29 protein-coding genes are annotated in these 24,058 nt (G+C 29.4%); 3 read left to right on the forward strand and 26 right to left on the reverse strand.

Annotation, left to right across the window (positions count from 1 at the left end):
- Positions 1–5: 5 nt before the first annotated feature.
- Together P8F83_RS07655 and P8F83_RS07660 are read right to left on the reverse strand one after the other, a co-directional pair.
- Entirely contained in the window at positions 6–1,640 is a 1,635-nt protein-coding gene (locus P8F83_RS07655) for a DAK2 domain-containing protein (RefSeq protein ID WP_326514122.1), read from the reverse strand.
- Positions 1,641–1,654: 14 nt separating this feature from the next.
- Positions 1,655–2,002: an Asp23/Gls24 family envelope stress response protein gene (locus P8F83_RS07660; protein ID WP_021802146.1), complete on the reverse strand. Its 348-nt coding sequence runs from the start codon at positions 2,000–2,002 to the stop codon at positions 1,655–1,657.
- Positions 2,003–2,194: 192 nt separating this feature from the next.
- Here P8F83_RS07660 and rpmB point away from each other — a divergent pair, with 192 nt between their 5' ends.
- Positions 2,195–2,386, forward strand: a complete 192-nt coding sequence (rpmB, locus tag P8F83_RS07665) for a 50S ribosomal protein L28 (protein ID WP_021802147.1) — start codon at positions 2,195–2,197, stop codon at positions 2,384–2,386.
- A gap of 82 nt (positions 2,387–2,468) precedes the next feature.
- Here rpmB and spoVM read toward each other — a convergent pair whose 3' ends face one another.
- From spoVM to P8F83_RS07770, 22 genes are all read right to left on the reverse strand, one after another.
- Positions 2,469–2,552 (reverse strand): stage V sporulation protein SpoVM, encoded by an 84-nt coding sequence (gene spoVM, locus P8F83_RS23550; RefSeq protein ID WP_139259290.1) that lies wholly within the window; start codon positions 2,550–2,552, stop codon positions 2,469–2,471.
- Positions 2,553–2,601: 49 nt separating this feature from the next.
- Complete coding sequence (locus P8F83_RS07670) at positions 2,602–3,237, reverse strand: thiamine diphosphokinase (RefSeq protein ID WP_238904455.1); 636 nt, start codon at positions 3,235–3,237, stop codon at positions 2,602–2,604.
- Positions 3,237–3,890, reverse strand: a complete 654-nt coding sequence (gene rpe, locus P8F83_RS07675) for a ribulose-phosphate 3-epimerase (RefSeq protein ID WP_286906408.1) — start codon at positions 3,888–3,890, stop codon at positions 3,237–3,239. The genes P8F83_RS07670 and rpe overlap by 1 nt, the downstream gene beginning before the upstream one ends.
- Positions 3,884–4,753: a ribosome small subunit-dependent GTPase A gene (gene rsgA, locus P8F83_RS07680; protein ID WP_326514123.1), complete on the reverse strand. Its 870-nt coding sequence runs from the start codon at positions 4,751–4,753 to the stop codon at positions 3,884–3,886. Before rsgA ends, rpe begins: the two co-directional genes overlap by 7 nt.
- 359 nt (positions 4,754–5,112) lie before the next feature.
- Positions 5,113–7,020 carry a Stk1 family PASTA domain-containing Ser/Thr kinase gene (gene pknB, locus P8F83_RS07685; protein WP_326514124.1) on the reverse strand — a complete coding sequence of 636 codons (1,908 nt, stop codon included), beginning with the start codon at positions 7,018–7,020 and terminating at the stop codon, positions 5,113–5,115.
- A 1-nt stretch (position 7,021) separates the two neighbouring features.
- Positions 7,022–7,738, reverse strand: coding sequence for a Stp1/IreP family PP2C-type Ser/Thr phosphatase (locus P8F83_RS07690; RefSeq protein WP_326514125.1), 717 nt, complete (start codon positions 7,736–7,738; stop codon positions 7,022–7,024).
- A 17-nt stretch (positions 7,739–7,755) separates the two neighbouring features.
- The gene (gene rlmN / locus P8F83_RS07695) at positions 7,756–8,787 is read right to left on the reverse strand and encodes a dual-specificity RNA methyltransferase RlmN (RefSeq protein ID WP_326514126.1); all 1,032 of its coding nucleotides are present in this window, start codon (positions 8,785–8,787) and stop codon (positions 7,756–7,758) included.
- An 8-nt stretch (positions 8,788–8,795) separates the two neighbouring features.
- The gene (rsmB, locus tag P8F83_RS07700; protein ID WP_326514127.1) at positions 8,796–10,112 is read right to left on the reverse strand and encodes a 16S rRNA (cytosine(967)-C(5))-methyltransferase RsmB; all 1,317 of its coding nucleotides are present in this window, start codon (positions 10,110–10,112) and stop codon (positions 8,796–8,798) included.
- A gap of 7 nt (positions 10,113–10,119) precedes the next feature.
- Positions 10,120–10,803 carry a zinc metallopeptidase gene (locus tag P8F83_RS07705; RefSeq protein ID WP_073015942.1) on the reverse strand — a complete coding sequence of 228 codons (684 nt, stop codon included), beginning with the start codon at positions 10,801–10,803 and terminating at the stop codon, positions 10,120–10,122.
- Between the two features lie 12 nt (positions 10,804–10,815).
- Positions 10,816–11,751, reverse strand: a complete 936-nt coding sequence (gene fmt / locus P8F83_RS07710) for a methionyl-tRNA formyltransferase (protein WP_326514128.1) — start codon at positions 11,749–11,751, stop codon at positions 10,816–10,818.
- Positions 11,752–11,762: 11 nt separating this feature from the next.
- Entirely contained in the window at positions 11,763–12,206 is a 444-nt protein-coding gene (gene def, locus P8F83_RS07715) for a peptide deformylase (RefSeq protein ID WP_315115472.1), read from the reverse strand.
- 9 nt (positions 12,207–12,215) lie between these two features.
- Positions 12,216–14,417 carry a primosomal protein N' gene (priA, locus tag P8F83_RS07720; protein WP_326514129.1) on the reverse strand — a complete coding sequence of 734 codons (2,202 nt, stop codon included), beginning with the start codon at positions 14,415–14,417 and terminating at the stop codon, positions 12,216–12,218.
- A gap of 51 nt (positions 14,418–14,468) precedes the next feature.
- Complete coding sequence (coaBC, locus tag P8F83_RS07725; protein ID WP_326514130.1) at positions 14,469–15,659, reverse strand: bifunctional phosphopantothenoylcysteine decarboxylase/phosphopantothenate--cysteine ligase CoaBC; 1,191 nt, start codon at positions 15,657–15,659, stop codon at positions 14,469–14,471.
- Between the two features lie 2 nt (positions 15,660–15,661).
- A complete protein-coding gene (gene rpoZ, locus P8F83_RS07730) occupies positions 15,662–15,880 on the reverse strand; it encodes a DNA-directed RNA polymerase subunit omega (protein ID WP_073015937.1) in 219 nt (72 codons plus the stop codon).
- Positions 15,861–16,499, reverse strand: coding sequence for a guanylate kinase (gene gmk / locus P8F83_RS07735; protein WP_021802160.1), 639 nt, complete (start codon positions 16,497–16,499; stop codon positions 15,861–15,863). The genes rpoZ and gmk overlap by 20 nt, the downstream gene beginning before the upstream one ends.
- Positions 16,499–16,768: an extracellular matrix/biofilm regulator RemA gene (remA, locus tag P8F83_RS07740; protein WP_021802161.1), complete on the reverse strand. Its 270-nt coding sequence runs from the start codon at positions 16,766–16,768 to the stop codon at positions 16,499–16,501. Before remA ends, gmk begins: the two co-directional genes overlap by 1 nt.
- Positions 16,769–16,782: 14 nt before the next feature.
- On the reverse strand, positions 16,783–17,664 hold the full coding sequence (locus P8F83_RS07745) for a YicC/YloC family endoribonuclease (RefSeq protein ID WP_326514131.1): 882 nt from the start codon (positions 17,662–17,664) through the stop codon (positions 16,783–16,785).
- Positions 17,665–17,816: 152 nt separating this feature from the next.
- Positions 17,817–19,415, reverse strand: coding sequence for a putative bifunctional diguanylate cyclase/phosphodiesterase (locus P8F83_RS07750; protein WP_326514132.1), 1,599 nt, complete (start codon positions 19,413–19,415; stop codon positions 17,817–17,819).
- 18 nt (positions 19,416–19,433) lie between these two features.
- The gene (locus P8F83_RS07755) at positions 19,434–19,607 is read right to left on the reverse strand and encodes a Spo0E family sporulation regulatory protein-aspartic acid phosphatase (RefSeq protein WP_315115461.1); all 174 of its coding nucleotides are present in this window, start codon (positions 19,605–19,607) and stop codon (positions 19,434–19,436) included.
- 131 nt (positions 19,608–19,738) lie between these two features.
- Positions 19,739–20,293, reverse strand: coding sequence for a hypothetical protein (locus P8F83_RS07760; protein ID WP_326514133.1), 555 nt, complete (start codon positions 20,291–20,293; stop codon positions 19,739–19,741).
- A gap of 101 nt (positions 20,294–20,394) precedes the next feature.
- The gene (locus P8F83_RS07765; protein WP_021802167.1) at positions 20,395–20,586 is read right to left on the reverse strand and encodes an aspartyl-phosphate phosphatase Spo0E family protein; all 192 of its coding nucleotides are present in this window, start codon (positions 20,584–20,586) and stop codon (positions 20,395–20,397) included.
- Positions 20,587–20,758: 172 nt separating this feature from the next.
- On the reverse strand, positions 20,759–21,010 hold the full coding sequence (locus P8F83_RS07770; RefSeq protein WP_326514134.1) for a phage holin family protein: 252 nt from the start codon (positions 21,008–21,010) through the stop codon (positions 20,759–20,761).
- Positions 21,011–21,204: 194 nt separating this feature from the next.
- On the opposite strand from P8F83_RS07770, the gene P8F83_RS07775 reads away from it, so the two are divergent.
- Entirely contained in the window at positions 21,205–21,453 is a 249-nt protein-coding gene (locus P8F83_RS07775) for a hypothetical protein (protein WP_326514135.1), read from the forward strand.
- Between the two features lie 207 nt (positions 21,454–21,660).
- Here P8F83_RS07775 and P8F83_RS07780 read toward each other — a convergent pair whose 3' ends face one another.
- Positions 21,661–22,689 (reverse strand): sugar ABC transporter substrate-binding protein, encoded by a 1,029-nt coding sequence (locus tag P8F83_RS07780; protein ID WP_326514136.1) that lies wholly within the window; start codon positions 22,687–22,689, stop codon positions 21,661–21,663.
- A 225-nt stretch (positions 22,690–22,914) separates the two neighbouring features.
- Positions 22,915–23,511, reverse strand: coding sequence for a peptidoglycan-binding domain-containing protein (locus tag P8F83_RS07785; RefSeq protein WP_326514137.1), 597 nt, complete (start codon positions 23,509–23,511; stop codon positions 22,915–22,917).
- Between the two features lie 156 nt (positions 23,512–23,667).
- Between P8F83_RS07785 and P8F83_RS07790 the strand changes: the two genes are divergently transcribed.
- Positions 23,668–24,036, forward strand: a complete 369-nt coding sequence (locus P8F83_RS07790) for a hypothetical protein (protein WP_326514138.1) — start codon at positions 23,668–23,670, stop codon at positions 24,034–24,036.
- The last annotated feature ends 22 nt before the right edge of the window (positions 24,037–24,058 follow it).

Below are 24,058 nucleotides of genomic sequence, written 5' to 3' on the forward strand. Positions count from 1 at the left end.
CTTTTTTACTCAACAGAAATTATATAATAGTATAAAGGCTGACTTCCTTTATAACATTGAACATCTAAATCTTCATATTTAGCTTCTAACTCAGCTGCAAATTTCTCTGCATCCTCGTCCTTAACATCTTCACCATAAAAAACAGTTATAAGTTCTGAATCTTCATCAACGATGTTATCTATAACCTTCTTAGTTACAGAAGTTACCTCATCTCCAACTTCGTTTATCTTACCTTCAACTAATCCTAATATATTACCTTCTTTAATTTCAATTCCATCCATCTCTGTATCTCTTACAGCGTAAGTTATAGATGCAGATTTAACTGCACTAAGTGAATCATTCATAGAATCTACATTTGATTCAACCTCTCCATCTGGATTAAACATGGTTATAGCAGTAATACCTTGAGGTATAGTTTTAGTTGGGATAACCCTTACATCTTTTTCTGATATTTCAGCTGCTTGTGTAGCTGCCATTTGTATATTCTTATTGTTTGGCAATATGAATATATGATCAGCATTTATCTTTTCTATAGCTTCAATCATATCTTGAGTAGATGGATTCATTGTTTGACCACCCTCAATAATATAATCAACACCTAAATCTTTAAAAATATCACTAATTCCACTTCCCATAGCTACTGAAATAAAGCCATATTTTTTCTTTTCAGCTTCTTCCTCAACAGCTATTTCTGTAGGCTGATATCCTTCTGTTAATAAAGCTCTATGTTCTTCTCTCATATTATCTATTTTAATCTTAGATAATTCTCCAATTTGAACCGCATGTGATAAAACAGCTCCTGGATCATTTGAGTGTATATGAACTTTTATAACATCTTCATCTCCAACAACAATCATTGAATCACCTAAAGAGGTTATCTTTTCTTGTAATTGTTTAGCTTTAGAACCATCACCTAATACTATAAATTCAGTACAATATCCAAACTTAATATCTTGATCTACTAGTTCTTGTGCTCTTTTAACTTCTCCAGCTTGAACTTTAGTTACATTTCCTATTTTAGCTTCTATGTTTTCATCAATAGCTTGATACATTCCCTTTAGGATTATTAATAACCCCATACCACCTGAGTCAACAACTTTTGCTTGTTTTAAAGCTGGTAACATATCAGGGGTTTTATTTAACATATCTTCTGATTCTTTACATACATCTTTCATAAGTGCAGTTATATCTACATTAGTATTAGAAACTGCAGCTTCTCCAGCTGTTCTTATAATAGTTAATATAGTTCCCTCTGTTGGTTTCATTACAGCCTTATAAGCTGATTTAGCACCTTCTTGAATAGCTAATGAAATTTCTTTTGAAGTTACTTCTTCCTTTCCTTCTAATCCTCTAGATATACCTCTAAGGATTTGTGAAAGAATTACTCCTGAGTTACCTCTAGCTCCCATAAGAGCTCCTTTAGCTAACTTTTTTGATACTTCACCTATATTAGTTGAATTTATATTTTCTATTTCCTTTACGGCAGCTTTAAAAGTCATTGACATATTAGTTCCTGTGTCTCCATCTGGAACTGGGAATACATTAAGTGAATTTACATATTCACTTTGCTCTTCTAGTTTATTACTTGCATTTACAACCATATTGTAAAATTGCTGCCCATTAATCTTAGTGTACTTCATTGTAACTTTACCTCCTAGACTCTAACTGCTTGAACGTTAACAGTAATAGAAGAAACCTTTAATCCTGTATAGTTTTCAACATTATATTTAATTTTTTGGATTATGTTATTTGATATAGTAGATATATTAGTTCCATATTCTATCATAACAAAAACTTCTATGTTAAGTTTTTCTTCTTTAAAAGCTATTTTAACACCCTTGCTTAAATTCTCTATTCTTATTAATTCCCATAGTCCTTCTGTAGCATTCTTGGAAACCATTCCTACTACACCATAACATTCCATAGTTGAAAGACCTACTATCTTTGAGATTACTTCTTCAGAGTAAGTCACATTCCCATTATTATTGATTAATCCTAACATGGTAATTCCTCCTAAATCTTTATCCATATAATCTATTCTATATTAATTGATAGCATTATTCAAGATTTTCATTTTCTTGCTTTTATCTCTTCATTTAATTATATATTTTACTTGCATAATTTATACATAATATGTTAGAATAATAAGGTCTTATTTAAAGCCTATCTTCATAAAGCAAGGAGGTGCTTTCGTATGTCAAGAAAATGTGAAGTTTGCAATAAAGGTGTAATTGCTGGAGCGCAATATAGCCATTCTCATAGAGCTTCTAAGAGAACATGGGCTCCAAACATAAAGAAAGTTAAAGCTATAGTTAACGGAACTCCTAAAACTGTTCATGTATGCACTAGATGCCTAAGATCAGGAAAAGTTCAAAGAGCTATATAGCCTTACAAAGCGTCTAAAGACGCTTTTTTCTTTTTCTCAAAATTAAAAAAAGAAAAGACCCCTAAGGGTCTTATGTAGTTTATTATTTCTTTCTATAGAAAATTCTTATTATTTTTGATACAAACTTAGGTAATTTTATTGCAACTATTTTCATTTTTCCTCCCATATATAATAGCTTCCTGTTTTATTATATGAAAGTTTAGGTAAATTGGTTACTAATCATTTGTATAAAAAACTAAAACTTTTCCACTTTTAAATGTTATGGATATATCCCCATCTATAAACTCGTTAGATACAGTTCTTCCAGTAAATCCATCAAATCTATAATCAACTAAAGGATATTTCGCTCCTCTTATATTAAATTTTTCTACCACAGTATTATAGAAGTTAAAAGAAATAGTTTGTCCTTTTTTTCCTTTTAATATGGTATTCTTATCTACTAGAAATATTCTATTATTATCATCTAGAATTTCACATTTAATCCCTAAAGCTAAAGCTTTATCTAAAAGTCCTAAATTAGCTAAAACATGATCTAATCTAGTTCCTGTAAATCCTAAAAGAACAATTTCTGTAGCTCCAAGTTCAATAGCTTTTTCAAAAGCAAGTTCACTATCTGTAAAATCCTTCTCAGGATTAAATTCAAACATCTCAATCTTTAAGTCCCTTAACTTTTTATAAACTTCCTTATCTATAGAATCAAAATCTCCCATAATATAGTTTGGAAAGATTCCATTTTCTATTAAAACTTGGCAGCCTCTATCTGCTCCTAGAATTAAAGATGAGGTTACAACTTGTTCCATCAAAAGTTCCCTAGAAGGTGCTTTACCTCCAGAGACTATTAAAATTTTCATTACTCTAAACTCTTTCTAAGTGCTGCTATATTTTCTTCAACTTTTCCATCCTTAAATACAGCTGAACCAGCAACTATAACATTTGCCCCTGCATCTACCACCTTTTTTATATTAGAGACGTCAATTCCTCCATCAACCTGTATAAGTAGGTCTTTATTGTACTTTTCACTTAATTCCTTAACTTCAGCAATTTTATCTAAAGAATACTCTATAAACTTTTGTCCTCCAAAGCCTGGATTTACTGACATTATAAGTACCATATCTAAAGCTGGAATAAGATCCTTTATCATGCTTACTGGAGTACCTGGATTTAAAACAATCCCTGCTTTTATTCCCTTACTTTTTATATATTGAATAGTTCTGTCTACATGTCTATCTGCTTCATAGTGTACTGTAATTAGATCTGCTCCTACAGCTATAAAATCATCTATAAATCTACCTGGTTCCTCAATCATTAAATGTACATCAAATGTTTTTTCTGTATATTTTCTTATTGATTTTATTACAGGTAATCCAATGCTTATGTTAGGAACATAGTTTCCATCCATTACATCTATATGTATAAAATCTGCTCCAGCTTTATCTATAGCTACTATATCCTCTCCAAGTTTTGCGAAATCTGCTGATAATATTGATGGTGCTATTTTTACCATTTATTTTTCCTCCCGTTTGTTACTTCTTCTAAAGTTTTTATATAAAAATCATATCTTGATTTATTAATATGACCTTCCTCAAGAGCTCCTTTAACAAGGCATCCTGGTTCTTTATGATGAACACATCCTGTAAACTTACATCCATCGTTATATTCATTAAACTCAGGAAAATAATATTTTAACTGATCTCTTTCTATAAAAGATATATCTAAAGTTGAAAATCCTGGTGTATCAACAATAAACCCTTCCGCTGCCTCTAAAAGCTCACTATGTCTTGTAGTATGTTTTCCTCTACCTATTTTTTCGCTAACTTCACCAGTTTCCATTAGCTTTCTTTTGCCTAAAACATTTATTAAAGTTGACTTTCCTGCTCCAGAAGGACCACAAAGAACAGTAACATTATCATTTAATTTTTCTTTTAATTCATCTATTCCTTCTTTAAACTTAGCCTTAATAAATATAACTTCATAACCAATATTATTAATTTTATCTTTTAAAACTTCTTTCTCTTCTGCAGATATTAAATCACCTTTATTTAAACAAACCACAGCTTTTATTGAATTATACTCACATAACAATAAAAACTTGTTAAGTAAATCAAAATTTAAATCTGGATTCTTTATAGCAAAAACCACAAAAGCTTGAGTAACATTAGCAACTGTTGGTCTAGTTAACTCAGAAGTTCTATCATAAATCTTTTCGATTACCCCTTCTTCGTTATCAACCTCAATTTCTACCCAATCCCCTACCATAGGCTTTTGTTCCTTATGACGGAATATACCTCTTGCCTTACACTCAAATGTCCCTTCATTAGTTTTTATATAATAAAAACCGCCAATACCTTTAATAATAATTCCCTTCATATATCCTCCAAAATTTTTATTTACATACTTATAATAAACACTTTTAGGTATAAAATGCAAATAAATTACTCATTTATTTGAAAACTTTTCTTAAATTCTTACACTCCTGACCTGTAGGAGTTTCTTCTCAAACTCCATTAGATTCCTTTTTTCTTAAATTCTTCTATAAAAATACAGACGGCTCCTGCCGAGCCGCTGTATTTTTATAGGGGTTTGTTTTTATCTATAATTTATTTCTTTAACTTCATTGACATCTTTCATTCAGTTTAAAGTTTCAGATTTTAAATATAAAAAGGTATTGCTGAAAATAATTCTTTAAAATTATTTTGCAATACCTTTTTCTTAAAATTTATTTAATACTATGATGTTGCTGGTGGTTTTACGTCAGATTTTTTGCTTGTAATCTTTATAGTTTCACCTTTTTTAGCTTTGGGTTTGCTTAGCGATACTACAACATCCCCTATGCCATCTGGATCTGGGTTTATACCTTTGGATTCCATATAATCAGCTGCTTCTTGAACAGTTTTTCCAACAAGAAAACCTAGTTCAATATCAGGATTATCATCTTTATATCTTCCTATAGTGAGAGTTATAGTAGAGCCTGCATCCGCAGTATTACCTTCTTTTACACTAGAATCTATAACTTTTCCATCCTTATTCTTATCTGTGGTTTCAGCTTCCTTAGAATCGCCATTTAATCCTACAGCATTAAGGGCATTTATTGCTTCTTGTTTTGATAAACCTAATAGCTTTGGAACAGTAACAGGTTTCTTTCCTTGACTTACAGTCAAAGTAACTTTAGTATCTTCTGTTATCTCCGTATCTCCCTTTGGATCTTGTTTTATTACTTTACCTTTTTCTACACTGTCAGAATATTCTCTATTAACTGAAACTTCTAAACCCGCATTACCTAAAAAGGCAATTGCTTGATTTTCGTCTAATCCAGTTACATCTTGAAGTTTTTTCTTTGTTTCTTTGCCACTTACATAAACTCTTATAGTTTCACCTTTTTTAACAGTATCACCTTCATTTTTGTTAGCTTTAACTACTGTTCCTGCTGGTTCAGTACTTTTTTCTTCCCCAGCTACTAGCATTTCAAGTCCCATATCTTTAAGAGTTTTTTCAGCATCATCTTGTTTTAGCCCTATTACCTTAGGCATTTTAAGATCTTCTGCTTTTTTATTATTTGTTGTAAGGAAATATGTTGTAATAGCTGCTCCAGCTAAAATAAGCACAGCTACAAGGGCTAATATAATTCCTAACTTAGTTTTATTTTTCTTTTTCTTTGAGTCATCCTCTTCCTCGTCCCAGTCATCTTCATCTTCTTCCCAATCATCATTACTTTTAGAAGTTGAGTTTTTTACAGCCGCAACATTTGCTGGGTTAACTGATGGCATGACTCTTGTAAAATCATCCTCTGTAACAGGTACTGTACCTATTATAGCATTAGGATCATTTTTTATTTTGTCTAAATCTACTATCATTTCTTTGGCAGATTGGTATCTTTTTATCTGTTCTTTTTCCATCGCCTTTAATATAAGCTTATTTAAAGACTCAGGTACTGCTGAGTTTATATTCTTAGGAGGTACAACCTCTTCTTGTATATGCTTTAAGGCCACAGAAACAGGTGAATCAGCATCAAATGGAACTCTTCCAGTTACCATTTCATATATAACCACACCTAAAGAATATAAATCGGTTCTGCTGTCTATATAGTTCCCCTTAGCTTGTTCTGGAGAAAAGTAATGAGCTGACCCTATTACATTTGATGTATTAGTAATAGTTGAAGAGTTAGTTGATTTTGCTATTCCAAAATCAGTAACTTTTAAACTTCCTTCTTCAGTAACTAATATATTTTGAGGTTTAATATCTCTATGAATGATGTTATTTTTATGTGCACAATCTAAAGCTTTAGCTATTTGAGTAGAAAAATTTAAAGCTAAATCATATGAAATTCTACCTTTTTCTCTTATAAATTCTTTCAAGGTTTTCCCCTTAACATATTCCATTACTATATAGTTATAGTCTTCTTGAGAACCTACATCTAAAACATTAACTATATAAGGGTCATTTAAGTTAGCAATTGCTGTTGCTTCCTTTTTAAATTTATCTACTATATCCTCATTATCTATAAACTCATGCTTCAATATCTTCACTGCAATAAAACGATTTAGCTTTTTATCTCTAGCTTTGTAAACTAAAGACATTCCGCCCTCTCCTATTTTCTCTTGCAGTTCATATCTGTCTCCTAATATAATATTCTCCATATTATAACTCTCCTCCAAACACTAAAACTGTAATATTATCTCTGCCTTCTCTCTCATTTGCTAGTGTAACTAGCTGTTTAGCCGCCTCTTCATTATCATAGTTATTTAGAATATCTTCTATCTCATCATTAGTTACTTCATTTAATAATCCATCTGAGCACAGTAAATACTTGTTCTTCATTACCTTAGGTAATTTAAAGATATCTACCATAACCTCTTCATAAGCTCCAACTGCCCTTGTTATTATATTCTTCCTTGGGTGAGTTGATGCCTCTTCTTCTGTTATACTTCCACTATCAAGGAGTTCTTGTACTAGCGAGTGATCTTTTGTAACCTTAATAAGTTTATGATCTTCTAGCATAAAGCAACCACTATCACCAACATTAGCTACGTATAAATTTGATTCAGTTATTAAACATGCTGCTATGGTTGTTCCCATACCTTTAAACTCTTCATCTTTATTTGAAACGCTAAAGACTTTTTTATTTGATGCTTTAATTGCATTTTCTAATATACAATCTTCTTTAAAGGTATCCCAATTATCCTTAATATACTCCAAAATGATTTCAGTAGCTAGCTTACTTGCTATTTCGCCAGCATTGTGTCCACCCATGCCGTCTGCTACTATAAAAAGTTTATACTCGTCTGTTTCATGGTAGTCAGCATAGTCTTCATTGACTGGTCGCCTTTTCCCGACATCGCTAATTAATCCAATCATGAGAATTCCCCCTCATTTTAATTACTAATCTCCAGATAACTTCTTCGTAATTGACCGCATGCAGCATTTATATCAGCTCCCATCTCTCTCCTTACAGTAGCCTCTACACCATATTTCCTTAAGGTTTTCTCAAATATGTCTATGTCTTCTTTTGTTGATTTTCTGTACTCTTTTTCTTTAATCTCATTTACAGGAATAAGATTAACATGACAAAGTTTTCCCTTTAACAAGTTTCCTAAAGCTTTTGCATCTTCTTTGGAGTCATTGATTCCTTTAACTAAAGAATACTCAAAGGTTATTCTTCTGTTAGTCTTTTTTATGTAATATTCACAAGCTTCCATAATCTCACTTATGGAATACTTATTTGCTATAGGCATTATCTCTTTTCTTTTTTCATCTGAAAATGCATGTAAAGAAATTGCTAATGTAACATTTAATCCTTTATCCGCAAGTTCATATATTTTAGGTACTATCCCACAAGTGGAAAGAGTTATATGTCTTTGCCCAATATTTAGCCCATATTCTGCATTAACTATTTCTAGAAACTTCATAACATTATCGTAATTGTCTAAGGGTTCTCCACTCCCCATTAGAACTATGTTAGAAATTCTTTCTTTCATTAGATTTTGAGCTAGTAAAACCTGTCCAAGCATTTCTCCTGATGTAAGGTTTCTTATTCTTCCATCTATTGTTGAGGCACAAAATTTACATCCCATTCTACAACCTACTTGTGTTGAAATACATATGGTGTTTCCATGGTTATATTTCATAATAACACATTCAATTAGATTATTATCTTTTAGTGAAACTAAGAGCTTTTTTGTTCCATCACTTGAAGATGTATATTCTTCAACTATTTTAGGTAGAGATAAATCAAAACTCTCTTTTAACTTACTTTTCAATGGACCTGGGATGTTTTTCATATTTTCAAAATCATAAACCTCTTTATATATCCATTGAAATATTTGTTTTGCTCTAAAAGAATTTTCTCCTATTTTAACTAATTCCTCTTTGAACTCTTCTAGATTAAAATCTAATAGGTATTCCATTTTTACACCTACCTTTTCTTAAGCTTAGCCATATAGAATCCATCCATGAATTCATTAGGTAATATTGTTAAAGTTCCATCTTCATTATAAATAAAATTAGGTAAATTCCCAATAAATATCTTTTCAACTTCACAGTTTTCATGTTTTCTTAAGAATTCTTTAACATTATATTCATTTTCTTCTTTATTTAATGTACATGTGGAATAAACCATTATTCCACCAGACTTTAAGTAACTCCATGCATTTTCCATTATATCTATCTGGATATCTCTTATATCTTTTAAGTCTTTTATTGTTTTTTGGTATTTAATTTCTGGTTTTTTTCTAATAATTCCAAGCCCTGAACAAGGAACATCTAATAATATTCTATCTGCTGTATTTACTAAGTCCTCATTTAGCTTAGTAGCATCCTGCTGTCTAGCATCAATTATATTTATTCCTAATCTCTTTGCATTTTCTCTAATTAAAGAAAGTTTATTTTTATGAATATCAAAGGATAAAACCTTTCCTTTATTATTTAATAGTTCTGCTATATGGGTAGACTTCCCCCCTGGTGCAGCGCATAAATCCATAACTGTCATATTTTCTTCTAAATCTAGAAGTGGAGATACAAGCATTGCACTTTCATCTTGAACTATTATTTTTCCTTCTTTAAAAAATTCATTATTTTCTATAGAACTACCTCGATCTATTGAGATAGCTTCTGGCGATATATATCCTTCACTTACCTTGTAGCCCTTTTCTTTTAGATTATCAAAAACTTCTTGATAATCCCCTTTTAAATTATTAACTCTAACGGTTAACTTAGGTGTCATATTAAGTCCTATTAGAATTTCTTCTGCTTTTTCATTTCCATATTGCTTTATAAAGAAATCTACCATCCATAAAGGAAATGAGTATTTAAAGGCTAGTTTTGAGTTAAACTTTTTAAACTCTGGCTCTTTATCTAGATTTCTTATAAAATTCCTAAGTACTCCGTTAACAAACTTAGAGGTAGAAAGAGAAAATTTCTTTGCAATTCCTACTGCTTCATTAACAGCTGCATATTCTGGAACTTTATCTAAGTATTTTAGCTGATAGATAGAAGATCTTAAAATATTTATAACTCTTCTATCTATCTTATTAACATCTTTTACATACAAGGATATTATGCTGTCTATTGATTCTTTATACTTAATTGTTCCATAAACAATCTCTGTAATAAAGCCTCTATCTTTTTGTTCTAGTGAAGCATCCTTGAAAGCGTTATTCAAAGCTAAGTTTGAATACGCTCCCTTATTTAATACTTCATCTAATACCTTTAGTGCAATTTTTCTACTATTCATTTTTACCTCAATCATCCGATCTATTTGCTATATATAAAAGTCTTACTAATTGCATAATAGCTGTAGCTGCTGCTGCAACATAAGTCATAGCTGCTGCCTTTAAAACTTTTCTTGCCCCATTAACTTCATCACCTATTAATATACCTCTTGTATCTAATAAAGTTATGGCTCTTTTAGAAGCATCAAACTCTACTGGTAAAGTTACTAATTGAAATATTACTACTCCAAGGAAAAATATTATTCCTAAGTATATTAAATTAGTCATAGAGAAGAAAATCCCTATAAGTATTAATATCCATGAAAAATAGTTACCAAAGTTAGCAACTGGAACAATAGCATTTCTAAATAATAGTGGAGCGTACTTTTCGTTATGTTGAATAGCATGCCCTACTTCATGAGCTGCAACCCCAATAGATGCTACAGATGTGTTTCCATAAACATCTCCTGATAATCTTAACACTCTAGCTCTAGGATCATAATGATCGGATAAAGAGCCTGGAACCTGCTCTATTCTTACATCAAAAAGCCCAGCAGCATCTAATAAACTTCTAGCAACGTCAGCACCAGTTAGCCCGTTAAAGCTCCTTACTCTTTTATACTTTTGAAATGTTGATGTTACCATTCCTTGCGCCCAAAGAGAAAGTATTATTGCTGGTAACAAAATAATCATTGTTGGATCAAACCAATACATAAATATCACCTCTTATTTTCCTATTATAATATTTTTCTCGATCTCATTTCCATTTAAATATTGACTTATGTCTAGTGGCTTTCCATTTGGAAATTGAACTCTTTTTATAAGAAGTATTCCTTTTCCACAAGAAACCTTTATTCCATCTTTAGTTACATCTATTATCTTACCTATATCTTCTGAAGTTTTATCTTCATCTATTACTTCACTTTTAAAGATTTTCATATTTTGTTCTTTATAAGTTGTATATGCTATAGGCCATGGATTTAGTCCTCTAATCATGTTATGAATTTCTAAGGCAGTTTTATTCCAATCTATTTTAGCAATTTCCTTATTTAACATAGATGCATAGGAACTTAAGCTACCATCTTGCTTTATAGGAATAATTTCATTATTAGTATAACCTTTAATTGTATCTAATAATAGTCCTGCTCCTCTATCCATTAAAATATCATGAAGTTCACCAGATGTCATATAAGGTGTTATTTCCACATCATCTTTTAATAACATATCTCCTGTATCTAATCCCACATCCATAAGCATTGTGGTATTTCCTGAAGTTTTTTCTCCATTTATAACTGCCCAGTTTATAGGAGCAGCACCTCTAAACTTAGGTAATATAGATGCATGAAGATTTATGCAAGCATATTTAGGTATATCTAGTATTTCCTTAGTTAATATTTGACCATAAGCTACTACAATTATGTAGTCTGGAGCAATATCTTTAAGGGCTTTTATATGTTCTTCATTATTTTTTATTTTCTCTGGTTGATATACTTTAATAGAATGTTTTAAAGCCTCTTCTTTAACTGGGGAAAAGGAAAGCTTTTTCCCTCTTCCTTTTGGTTTATCAGGTTGAGTGAAAACTGCCTCAACCTGATGATTTTCTATTAAAGCTTTTAGAGAAGGCACCGCAAAGTCTGGTGTTCCCATAAAAACTATTTTCATCTATTTCCCTCCTACTTGCTTTTAATTTTATCTGTAAATAATATACCATCTAAATGATCATTTTCATGGCATATAGCACGTGCTAATAATCCTTCAGCTTCTAAAGTGAATTCCTCACCTTTTTCATTTATAGCTTTAACCTTTATTTTTTCTGGTCTTTCAACTTCATCCTGCTCATTTGGAATAGATAAACATCCTTCAATATCACATACAGCACCTTCTGTACTTAATATTTCTGGATTTATAAAAACTAATGGACCTTCTCCAATATCTATAACAAACAACCTTTTTAGTATACCTACTTGTGGTGCTGCAAGCCCAATTCCATTTGCAGCATACATAGTTTCAAACATATCTTTAATTAATGTAGTTATTCTATTATTAACTTCATCAATCTTTCTACTTTTTTTTCTTAATAGTTCATCTCCGACTATCCTTATGATTCTTTTAGCCATAATTTCCTCCTATATTAAACTGTTTGGGTTTATATCAATAGATACTCTTATTTCATTATATACATTAGAGTAGGTTTCATAAACCCTATCTTTGATAAATTTACATGTTTCCTCTGACAAATCACCTTTTAATACTATCTGCCATCTATAGTTTTCTTTTATTTTTGATATTATAGAAGAACAAGGCCCAAGCATTTCTAAATCATATTCCCCTAAGGTCTTATTAAGATGATCTCGAAGTTCTTTCATAAAGTTTTTTAATAGCTCCTCATTTTTTGATGAACAATGGATAAGAAATATCTTTCCAAAAGGAGGATAATTAAAATCTTTCCTCATTACTATCTCTTCCTTAAACAAAGCTTCATAGTCATTATTCATTGAGTGAATAATTGAATAATGTTCAGGAGTATAAGTCTGTACTATAACTTCCCCTTCTTTATCTCCTCTACCCGCTCGTCCTCCCACTTGAGTTATAAGCTGAAAAGTTCTCTCAGCCGATCTATAATCAGGAAGGTTTAAAGACATATCAGCGGCTATTACACCTACTAAAGTAACATTAGGGAAATCTAAACCTTTTGTAATCATCTGAGTTCCTATTAAAATGTCTGCCTCGCCATTTTTAAAGGAATTATATATCTTTTCATAAGAATTTTTATTTCTAGTAGTGTCAACATCCATCCTTAAAACTCTTGCTTTAGGGAAAAGTCTTTTTATTTCGCCTTCAATCTTTTCAGTACCTGCACCAAAATATTTAATATACTTACTACCGCATTCGGGGCAATTATTATCTATCTTTTTAGCAGTTCCACAGTAATGACATATTAGGTATCCATTATTATGATAGGTCATAGATATGTCACAATGATGACATTTATACACATACCCGCATTGTCTACAAGATACGAAAGTCGAATGTCCTCTTCTATTTAAAAAAATAATGCTTTGATTTTTATCCTTAAGATTTAAAGATATTTTTTCATATAATTCCCTAGAAAACATGCTTTTATTATTGTTTTTAAGTTCCTGCCTCATATCTATAATCTTCATCTTAGGCATTTTTTTACTTGCAACTCTATTTTTAAGTTCAATTAATTTGTATTTTTCAGTTAAACCATAATAATAACTTTCTACAGAAGGTGTTGCTGATGCAAAAACAACCTTACACTCACTTATTTCACTAAGATATTCTGCCACTTCTCTTGTATGATATTTCGGGTTCTGTTCGGATTTATAAGTTCCCTCATGTTCCTCATCTACAACAATAAGTCCTAAATTTTTAAAAGGAAGAAATATTGCACTTCTTGCTCCTACAACTAGTTTAACTTTTCCTTCAGATACCCTATGCCACTCATCAAATCTTTCTCCTTGAGATAATTTGGAATGAAATACTGCTACTGAATTCCCAAATCTACCTTTAAACCTTTCTATCATTTGAGGGGTCAATGAAATTTCTGGAACCAATATCAGGGTGCTTTTTTCTTCTTCAAGCATCTTTTTAGCTAATCTCATATATACTTCTGTTTTTCCGCTTCCAGTTACCCCTTTAAGTAAAAATAACTTTTCTTTTGAAAAAACTATATTATTAAATGCATTTTGCTGCTCTTCATTCAACTCAAAAGTATCATAAAAGTCATATTCTCTATTATCCAACCTATTGACTTTTTCATCTAATTTAATAAGATATTCTTCAGATATCAGTTTGTTAATCATATAAGAAGAGTAATTAAAGTCATTTATTAACTGACTTTTCATATACTTACCATTATTTATTTTTATAAAATCTACTATTTTTATGTATTCTTCTTTAGATTCTAATTTGCCATCAAGTTCTTTATTAAAGCATATAACTTCTTTCTTTTTTTCTTTTACCCCTCTCATTATTCCCGTAGGGATAAGAAGCCTTATACTTTCTATTTTTTTACATAAATATCTATTAACCAGAAATTCAAATAGTAGAAGACTTTCGTTTTTTAGTATAGGTTCTTTATCTAAAATATTTATTAAAGACTTAATATTATTAAATCCACTTTCATTATTCTCCTGAATACCTATAACAAAACCTTCATAAAACCTATTTCCCATACCAAAAGGAACTAGAACTCTATGTCCTAGCTTTATATCATTAACAAACTTTTCTGGGATTTTATATGTAAATAACTTATCTACACTAACTGCATCATTATTTATAACAACTTGAGCAAACAACTTCATCACCCTTTATAAAAAAACTCCCTATGGTTACATAGAGAGCTTAAATATTTACTAACCCTTAATTTTTATAATTTCATCAAATAGTTTCTTCGCTACTTCCAGTTTACTCATCTTATCAAGTACAGTTTTCTCTCCTGTTTTTGAAATAAATATAACTTTATTATCATCAGATCCAAATCCAGTTTCTTTAGATATAATATCATTTCCAACTATCAAATCTAGATTTTTTTTGATTAATTTTCTTGTAGCATTTTCTTCTAAGTTACTACTTTCAGCTGCAAAGCCTACTAATATTTGCGAAGTTTTCTTTTCGCCTAGAATACTAAGTATATCACTATCTCTAGTAAATTCCAAGTTTAAATTCCCTTCACCTTTTTTAATTTTCTGCTCTGAATAGGTTAAAGTTTTATAATCTGCAACAGCTGCTGACTTAATAACTATGTCAGTTTCATCAAAATATTTTAAAACTTCATCTTTCATTTCTTCATTAGTAGAAATCTTTATAGTCTTTACTCCATATGGTGGCTTTATATTAGTAGGTCCAGAAATTAAAGTAACTTCTGCACCTCTATTTCTTGCTTCCTCAGCTATAGCATAACCCATTTTTCCAGTACTTCTATTTGTAATAAATCTTACTGGATCTATTGGTGATATAGTTGGTCCAGCTGTTATTAACACCTTTTTACCTTCTAAATCGCTAGTTTTATATAAAGTTTTTAAAACAAACTCATAAATATCTTCAACATCTGCAAGTTTTCCAGCTCCTACATCTCCACAAGCAAGCCTACCTGAAGCCGGTTCAATAAATTCATATCCAAAACTTTTTAGTTTTTCAATATTATTTTGTACAATAGGATTTTCATACATATTTGTATTCATAGCAGGTGCAAAAACTACTGGTGCTTTTGTGGCCATAATTGTAGTTGATAGCATATCATCTGCAATTCCATTTGCTACCTTTCCTATTATATTTGCTGTAGCAGGTAATACAAGCATTAAATCTGCTTTTTTAGCTAAAGATATATGTTGAATTTCCCAAGCCTTAGGCTCATCAAACATGTCTGTAGTAACCATATTTTGACTTAAAGATTGAAAACTTAGTGGGGTTACAAATTTTTGTGCTGATTCGGTCATTATTACTCTAACTTCAATATCTTTTTTTCTTAACCTAGATATTACTTCAAGGGCTTTATATACTGCTACCCCTCCTGAAACTCCAATAACCACACATTTATTATTCATTTTTATTTATAACCTTCTTTTATTTGTTCAAAACTTATTGTACCCTCATTAACTTCATTAATAGCAATAGTTAATGATTTTTTAGAATCAACCTTAATAGTTGGTTCTTGACCGTCTATTAATTGTCTAGCTCTTTTTGAAGTAACAATAACAAGTGAATATCTATTATCTACCTTTTTCAATAAATCTACTATTGATGGATTAATCATAGAGTTGCTCATGGATTACGCCCTCCTTAGAATCTAATATATTTTCTTTTATTCTGTCTACTCTACATTTTTCAGCAGTAAGTATTGCTTCAATCTTTTTAACTGCTTCTTCTACTTGGTCATTAACTACTGCATAATTATATTTTGATACATAATTAATCTCTTGATATGCAGATTTAAATCTAGTCATAAGAGATTCCGTAGTTTCACTACCTCTTTTTATTATTCTTTGTTTTAATTCTTCCATAGATGGAGGAAGAATAAACACAAAAATACCTTCTTTTGAGTTTTCTTTTACTTTAAGTGCTCCTTGAATATCAATTTCTAATATAACATTTTTACCACTTAAAAGCATTTCTTCAACTTTAGATTTTGGAGTACCATAAAAGTTACCATAAACTTCAGCATACTCTAAAAAATCATCTGCTTCAATTTTTTTCATAAATTCAGATCTATCTATAAAGTAATAATTAACTCCATCTATTTCTCCATCTCTAGGATTACGTGTAGTTGCAGAAACAGATATGTATAAATCATCATTTTTATCTAATAATTCCTTACATATAGTACCTTTTCCAGCTCCTGACGGTCCAGAAATTACTATTAATAAACCTCTAGTAACATCTGTCATTATTCATCAACCTCATCTACAACCTCATCCTTAGCTGATAATCTATGAGCCACTGTTTCTGGTTGTACAGCTGATAATATAACGTGATCTGAATCAGTAATTATAACTGCTCTCGTTCTTCTTCCGTATGTAGCATCTATTAACATACCCCTATCTCTTGCCTCTTGTATGATTCTTTTGATTGGGGCAGATTCTGGGCTAACTATAGCAACTAATCTATTAGCAGAAACTATGTTTCCAAACCCAATATTAATTAATTTAATACTCATTTCTTTCCTCCTAGTTACTCAATATTTTGAGTCTGCTCTCTTATTTTCTCTATTATATTTTTTATATTAATAACTATGTTAGTTATTTCAATATCGGATGATTTTGAAGCTATAGTATTTGCTTCTCTATTCATTTCTTGAATTATGAAGTCTAGTTTTCTTCCAATAGGTTCACTTAAGTCAAACGTTTCAACCACTTGATTTATGTGGGAATATAGTCTAGTTATTTCCTCATCAATAGATGCCTTGTCAGCAAAGATAGCTATTTCCATTGCTATTCTACTATCGTCAATATCGACGATATTCTTTAGCTCTTTAAGTCTATCTTGTAATTTTATTTTATAACTTTCAACAATAGTACCTGATTTATCTTCTACTCTCTTAACTAGCTCTTTTATTTCTCTAGTTTTTAAGATAATATCTTCCTTTAGCTTAGTTCCTTCTTTTTCCCTCATATCTACCATCATAGTCACGGCTTCATGAAGTAGAGGTTCAAGACATCTCCATAACTCTTCTATGTTTTCTTCTTTTTCTTCAACCATTATAACATCTGGAAATCTAGCAATTAGTGAAACAGATATATCATTTTTTACATCATATCTATTTTCTATCTCTAATAAGGATTTAAAATAGCTATCAGCTAAACTCTCATTAAATTTAGTAACTTGATCTCCTTTATGATAATTTTTTAAGTTTACGAATAAATCAATTTTACCTCTATTTAAACTCTGAGATAATATTCTTCTTATTCTATCTTCAAAACTTATCATAGACTTAGGCATCCTGATATTTATATCTAAATATCTGTGATTTACACTTTTCATTTCTAGAGTAAATATTTTATCGCTACCTTCAGCGCTAGTGGATCTACCAAATCCAGTCATGCTTCTTGCCATTTTTTATCCCCCTTAAGAGTTTGTTTATTAAGCTATATTAAGATAATATACCCTTATGACACCTTAGGTCAATGGTTTGTTAACAGAAAATTTACAATTAAATTTATAAAAAAATAGCTTTAAAAGCTATTTTCTAAAATAATTATAAATGTTTAATGATTTTTTATAATATGTATACACTCATCTTTTGGTACAGGTTTACTAAAATAATACCCTTGGCCAAAATCACATTGATTAATTTTCAAAAAATCTAGCTGCTCTTTTGTCTCTATTCCCTCTGCTACAATTTTCAACTTTAAATCCTTTATAAGATTTATTACAGACTCTACAACTATTTTATCTTGATCACTTGAAAAAATATTATTTATAAACTCTTTATCAAGCTTTACCATATTCATAGGTAACTTTTTTAGATATGTTAATGAGGAATATCCTGTCCCAAAATCATCAAGAGATAATTGTAATCCCATAGACCTCATTTTTCTAAGTACTTTTATAGCTTCTTCTAAATTAGTCATTATTGCCGTTTCTGTAATCTCTAATTTTATACTTTCACTATCTATTTTATATAAATCTAATAGCTCAGCTATATAACCTACTATATCATCATTTATTAGTAATTTTCCTGATATATTTATGCCTATAACTAAACCACTTACTCCATTTTCTCTCCACTCTTTTATTTGCTCAAAAGCTGACTTTAACACCCACCTACTTATTTGGTCTATATACCCTATCTCTTCAGATAAAGGTATAAAATTCATGGGAGATATAAACCCCTTATTCGGTTTATACCATCTTATTAAGGCTTCAAAACCATAAACGGTATTGTCTTCTAATCTTATTATAGGCTGATAATACAACATAAATTCATCCTTACCAATAGCATATTTCATTTCATTAATTAAATTAATTTTTTCCAAAATTCTTTTTTCCATATCATGATTATAAAAAGCATATCCATTTTTACTCCTACGCTTTACTTCAAACATAGCCGTATTAGCATTTTTAAGAAGTTCATTAAAATCACTTCCATGATCTTTATAAATAGCTATTCCTACACTGTAGGAAATAAAAAACTCCTGCCCTTCTAGTTTCCAAGGTCTTCTGAGTATATTTAAAAGCTCTTCTATTTTATAAACAACATCAACATTCTTTTCTATATTAGTAAAAAGAATTGTGAATTCATCTCCACCAAACCTAGACACAAAATCCTCTTCTTTAACTTGATATTTCAATATATTTGATATATATATTATAAGTTTATCGCCTAAGGTATATCCTAAAGTATTATTTATGTTTTTAAAATCATCAATGTCTATATATACTAAAGCAAACTTGTTGTTTTTTATATTTTTATTATCTATTAACTCATTAACTGTAAGTTTTAAAAAAGCACTATTAGGTAGATTACTTAAGGTATCATAATAAGCTAATTTATCTAATTTTCTATTACTATTATTCAGTTCAACAAAAGCTTTCTCTAATAACAATATTTTTTTAGCAATTAAAATATAAATTACGCACATAGTAATTAAGACATATATCCACCCTTTATATGTTTGTATTGCCCAATAAACTCTATTATCTTTTGTAAATCTTTCTAATAAGAAGTCTGATATTTTAATCCAGGATACTCCTAATATTAAATAAACTAATGCTATTTTCAGGGCTTCTTTTCTTGGGTTTATTCCAGCTCCTAATTCTTTATCTTTTTTAACTTTTCTTAAGTTAAATGAATTTTTAAACATTTCGTCACCTATTCAGAATTAAATCTTTACGTTATGAACCAAATTATTATATTTATTTAAAGCTTCATTTAAAAGATTACTAGCATAAATAACTTCTTCATCTATTAAATTATTTTCCTTTATCTCTATTAAATGCTCCAGTCTTTCTCTTAATATATCTATATGAATAGATACAATTTCTTCTTTTTTCACTTTAAACACCTCCTAAATATAATTTTATCCATAAATGAATTAAATACTCACATATATTAAATTATAAAAAAATAGACTAAAAGCGCTTTTTTATAGTACTCTTAGTCCATTTATATAGGTAAATGTTTTCATTAGAATGCTGAATTTATTAACCTTACATTTAATTTCTCTTCAAATAAATCTTTAGCTACAATAATTAGTTTTATATCTTCTCCTTCTTTAAAAATAAAATCAAATCCTAAATCTCTTATATTATTTCTTAATTCTTTAAATTCTTTACTTGGATACTCATCGAGTATTTTTAGCCTATATGTTAACTCCTTTCTCTTTAAATGTTCTACTATATCAACCATATAAAACGTAATGTTCATTTTTAAATTAATATTTTTATGAAACACATCATATATACTTATTTTATCTATTATGTTTTGTAATACTTCCATAATATTATTACTATCATATAATTCCATAAATATTTTCTTAAGTTCAGAATAACATAAAGGATTATGAGTGTATTTATCATTCATAAAAACAACATCTAAATTATCTTTACTCTCTTCATAATAACTACTTAATCCAGAATTGCAAAATATTTTCTCCCAAACCTCTGCTGTAGGTACCAGTATATCACCTGTTGATAATATATCAGCTATTTTTGAAATTGCTATTGTACTTAGATTGTCCATAAATAACACCTCCAAAATTAATTAGTTTATTCACCTTAACAAGTTAATTATACCATATTATGTATATAAAAAAATAGCCCCTAAGGGCTAAGAAGGTATCTTTATTTTACCATATTAATTTTAGTATAAAATCCAGTATATGCTAGCCATAGCCTCATCCTTTGTTCTATAGTTATCAATTTATCAAGTTCTTCACTTATAATTAAAACTCTATAATCATTAATCCCAAATATCTCTATAGCTTTATTTAGTTCAAATCTTTTTTTCTCTATTAAAAGAAGTATTCTTCCCATGTTTTCCTCCTAAGTTTTTACTATAAACTTATTTATAGGTTTAATACTTATACACATTCTCACTACTATATTATTCATCTCTTTAATATTTGAACATTATTTATGTCAATTATAATAATATTTTTATAAATATCTAAAATTCAATAGTTTAAGGGAGGATATCCTCCCCCAATTATTCATCTTTTTTAAATTGTTTAACCAATTGATTAGCATAAACAGCTGCACCAACTACTAATATCCCTTGTATAAATCCTTGTACACTAAATCCTATTAACGCAATTGCACCAGCTATTCCTATTGGCAATAATATCAAAGGTATATATTTATCTTGTATCTTTTCAGTTCCCTTAAATATCATTCCTAAGACATATAATGCAGGCACTAAAATAAGTGCATTATCTGTAATTAAACTTACAAAATCCATATTAGACTCACCCCTTATATCTTAAAGTGAAAATTTTATAATAAGGTATATTCTTTAGTAAAAAAATTTCCTTAATAATTATATATTCAACTTTAATTAATTTGTTGCTTAAAATTGAACTCAATTCTATATTTAACATATTAAATATATACTAATACTATAAGCCTTATTATTAGTTAGAGGAGTGTCTATAATTGGAAGATAAAGATTTACTTGAATTGCTAAATAAGATCTATTCTGAATTAGATTTTGGTTATAAAACAATTAGTGAAGATATAGATAATTTAAAAGATGATCAGTCTAATAATACTAAATTATTAAAAAATTTGGATCCAAAAATAAAACAACTTATTAAAGTAAAAGAAAAATTTAAAAAGCAATTAGATGAATTAAATGATAAAATTGAGGCTCTTTCAAGTCCCCCAAAAAGTAATAAAAAATAGTATAAATTTATATATTTCGATTAAACTATAGATGTATCATCTTCCTAAAAGTAATTTTACTAATTGGCATGTATTTCGTTTCAAAGCATTGGTATCCTCTCGATACACAAATATATAAATTACCCCTTTTGTAGAGTCATATTTGTTGAAGCTTCGGCTTCTTCAAATATGATTTTCTATAATAAAAAAGTATACCAACTTAATATCTTATATAATATAATTTTTATAATATCCTGTTTCATTAAGAATAGAGTATACATTATTTTTATCAACTAATATAGGATTAGTTAGTATTGAAGGGACATTTATCTTCCCATTATTAACTGACTTATACGTGATTTTCTGTTCACCTTTTATTAATTTAATTGCGGCATTTATAGCAACCCAGGCTAATTCATTAGTATCTTTAAGTACTGTCATGGATTGAGTCCCTTCAATAATCCTCCTAATTGCAGAAATATCTGCATCCTGACCAGTTACAGCAACTTTTCCAGCCAAATTTTCTTCGTCCAATGCCTCTATTACAGCGCCTGCTATTGCATCGTTCGGGGCCAAGATAGCATCAATATTATTCTCATATTGAATTAAAGAATTTTTTACAATATTATAAGCGTAATCAGGACTCCATCTTTCTACCTTTTCTTGAGTGATAATTTTTATATTTCCTGTATAAACTAAGGGCATAATATACTCCATTGCCCCTTCTATAAAAACCTCTCCATTTGGTTCCCCTAATAAAATAATGTAGTTACCTCTAGGTACTTTTCCTATAAGATATTTACCTTGGAGTTCTCCTACTCTCATAAGGTTAAAAGAAACAAATAAATCTATATCACTATTCATTGCTAGTACATCATATGATATTACTTTAATGCCTCTATTTTTAGCCTTCTCAATGGCCTCTGGTTCTCCTGCTCCATTTATTGGACATATAATTAATACGTCCACCTCTTCTAATATTAATTTGTTAATTGCTTCAATTTGCTTATCCATTTCAAAATCGTTATACTCAAATATCAAACTTAAATCTCTTATCTTTCCTTCTTTCTCCATAGCAGATTTATCTCTTTTCCATCTCTCTTCTCGCTGATTAGGTAAAATAATACCAACACGTTCGTTATCTCTATTTTCTTTTATATTCATAAAATTACATTCTCTAAATTGTTCTATACCTAATTCTCTTAAATCTATATATTTAAATGACCCATTTAAGGTTTTTGAAATGAAACTTTTCATACTATTCCCCTGTTAATTATTTTATATATAATTAAAATATTCTTTTAAGCCTTTTTAAGATACTTTTTATTTTTTCTTCACAACAAATTGACCACAAGACATATCTCTAAAAAAAATAAGTTTATAAAATATAAAAAGACATCAAACCCTTTATTTATTTAGGTTTTGATGTCTTTCAGTTTTCTTAAAATATTAAAAAATTTATTAAATATTTAGCTTTTATATTTACCACCAAAAAGAGCTCCAGGTATTTTGTCCACATATTGCATCTACAGATAACCCTCTACTACTTTGATAATTAATTAAAGCACTATGGGTTTTAGTCCCAAAAACTCCATCCATTATTCCAATATCATACCCCTTCAATATCAATAGATGTTGTAATAAGTATACTGGAATCCCACTAGTTGTATAGTTATATCCAACATAGGTGCTTTTATAAACAGTATACCAAGTTCCTCTTAAATAGAATTCTATTCTATTTCCATTATCAAGAGCCCACGCATTATTAAGATATGTAGAGTTGCTATTACTATACATCACTTCGTTTAATTTATTTACAGAAGGGACATAAATAACATCATCTAAATTAACAGTTTTACCTATTGATATACAGTTTTCTTCATGCATCTTACGAATATCTTCTGGAGCATTTATGTATGTATATTGAGTTAAATTCAGCCCAAGTTCAGAAGATTTTCCTGACTGATATTGTGAATCTAAAATAATTTGATTTTCGTTTTCATTTGTTGCAGCCAAAGCTGTTGTTCCTGATAAAATACTTAATACTAAAGTTATCGTACATGCTTTTTTTAAAATCATTGAACCACCCCTCATAAATATTAGTATACAAGATAATTAATTCAATATCCCCCTTTAAATCCCTTCTTTTTTCACCAAATATCATAATGTTTTTATTTCACATATGCCTATTAGTTTCATATATAAATAATGTGATTTATTTTATTGAAGGATAATATGGACACTAAAAAGTCCTTAAATCAAGATACAAAAGAAAACTTAGAATATATTGATTCACATACGCTTCCAGGACTAATGCATGAAACAGGATATCCTGAAGAGTATTATGAGCTTATGGGTAATTTTCTATTTATTAATCCAAACTATAAAAATATTCCTATTAAACAACCTATAGATCTCGAAGTTATATCTAATACTAATAGACCCTATAATTCTGATTTCCCTAGACCTTATTATAATCAGTTAGGATACCTCTACAATCCTAATCCTTATGGATACTATCCTCATTATTATCCATACTATACCTACCCTATATATGGATTTAATCCACTACCTTTGTTCTTGCTTGGGTCTATTATAAGGTAATTGAAAAAGGTAGCTTAAACTA

Origin of the sequence: Clostridium intestinale (genome assembly GCF_035905475.1) — a bacterium.
GTDB classification, from domain to species: domain Bacteria; phylum Bacillota; class Clostridia; order Clostridiales; family Clostridiaceae; genus Clostridium_T; species Clostridium_T intestinale.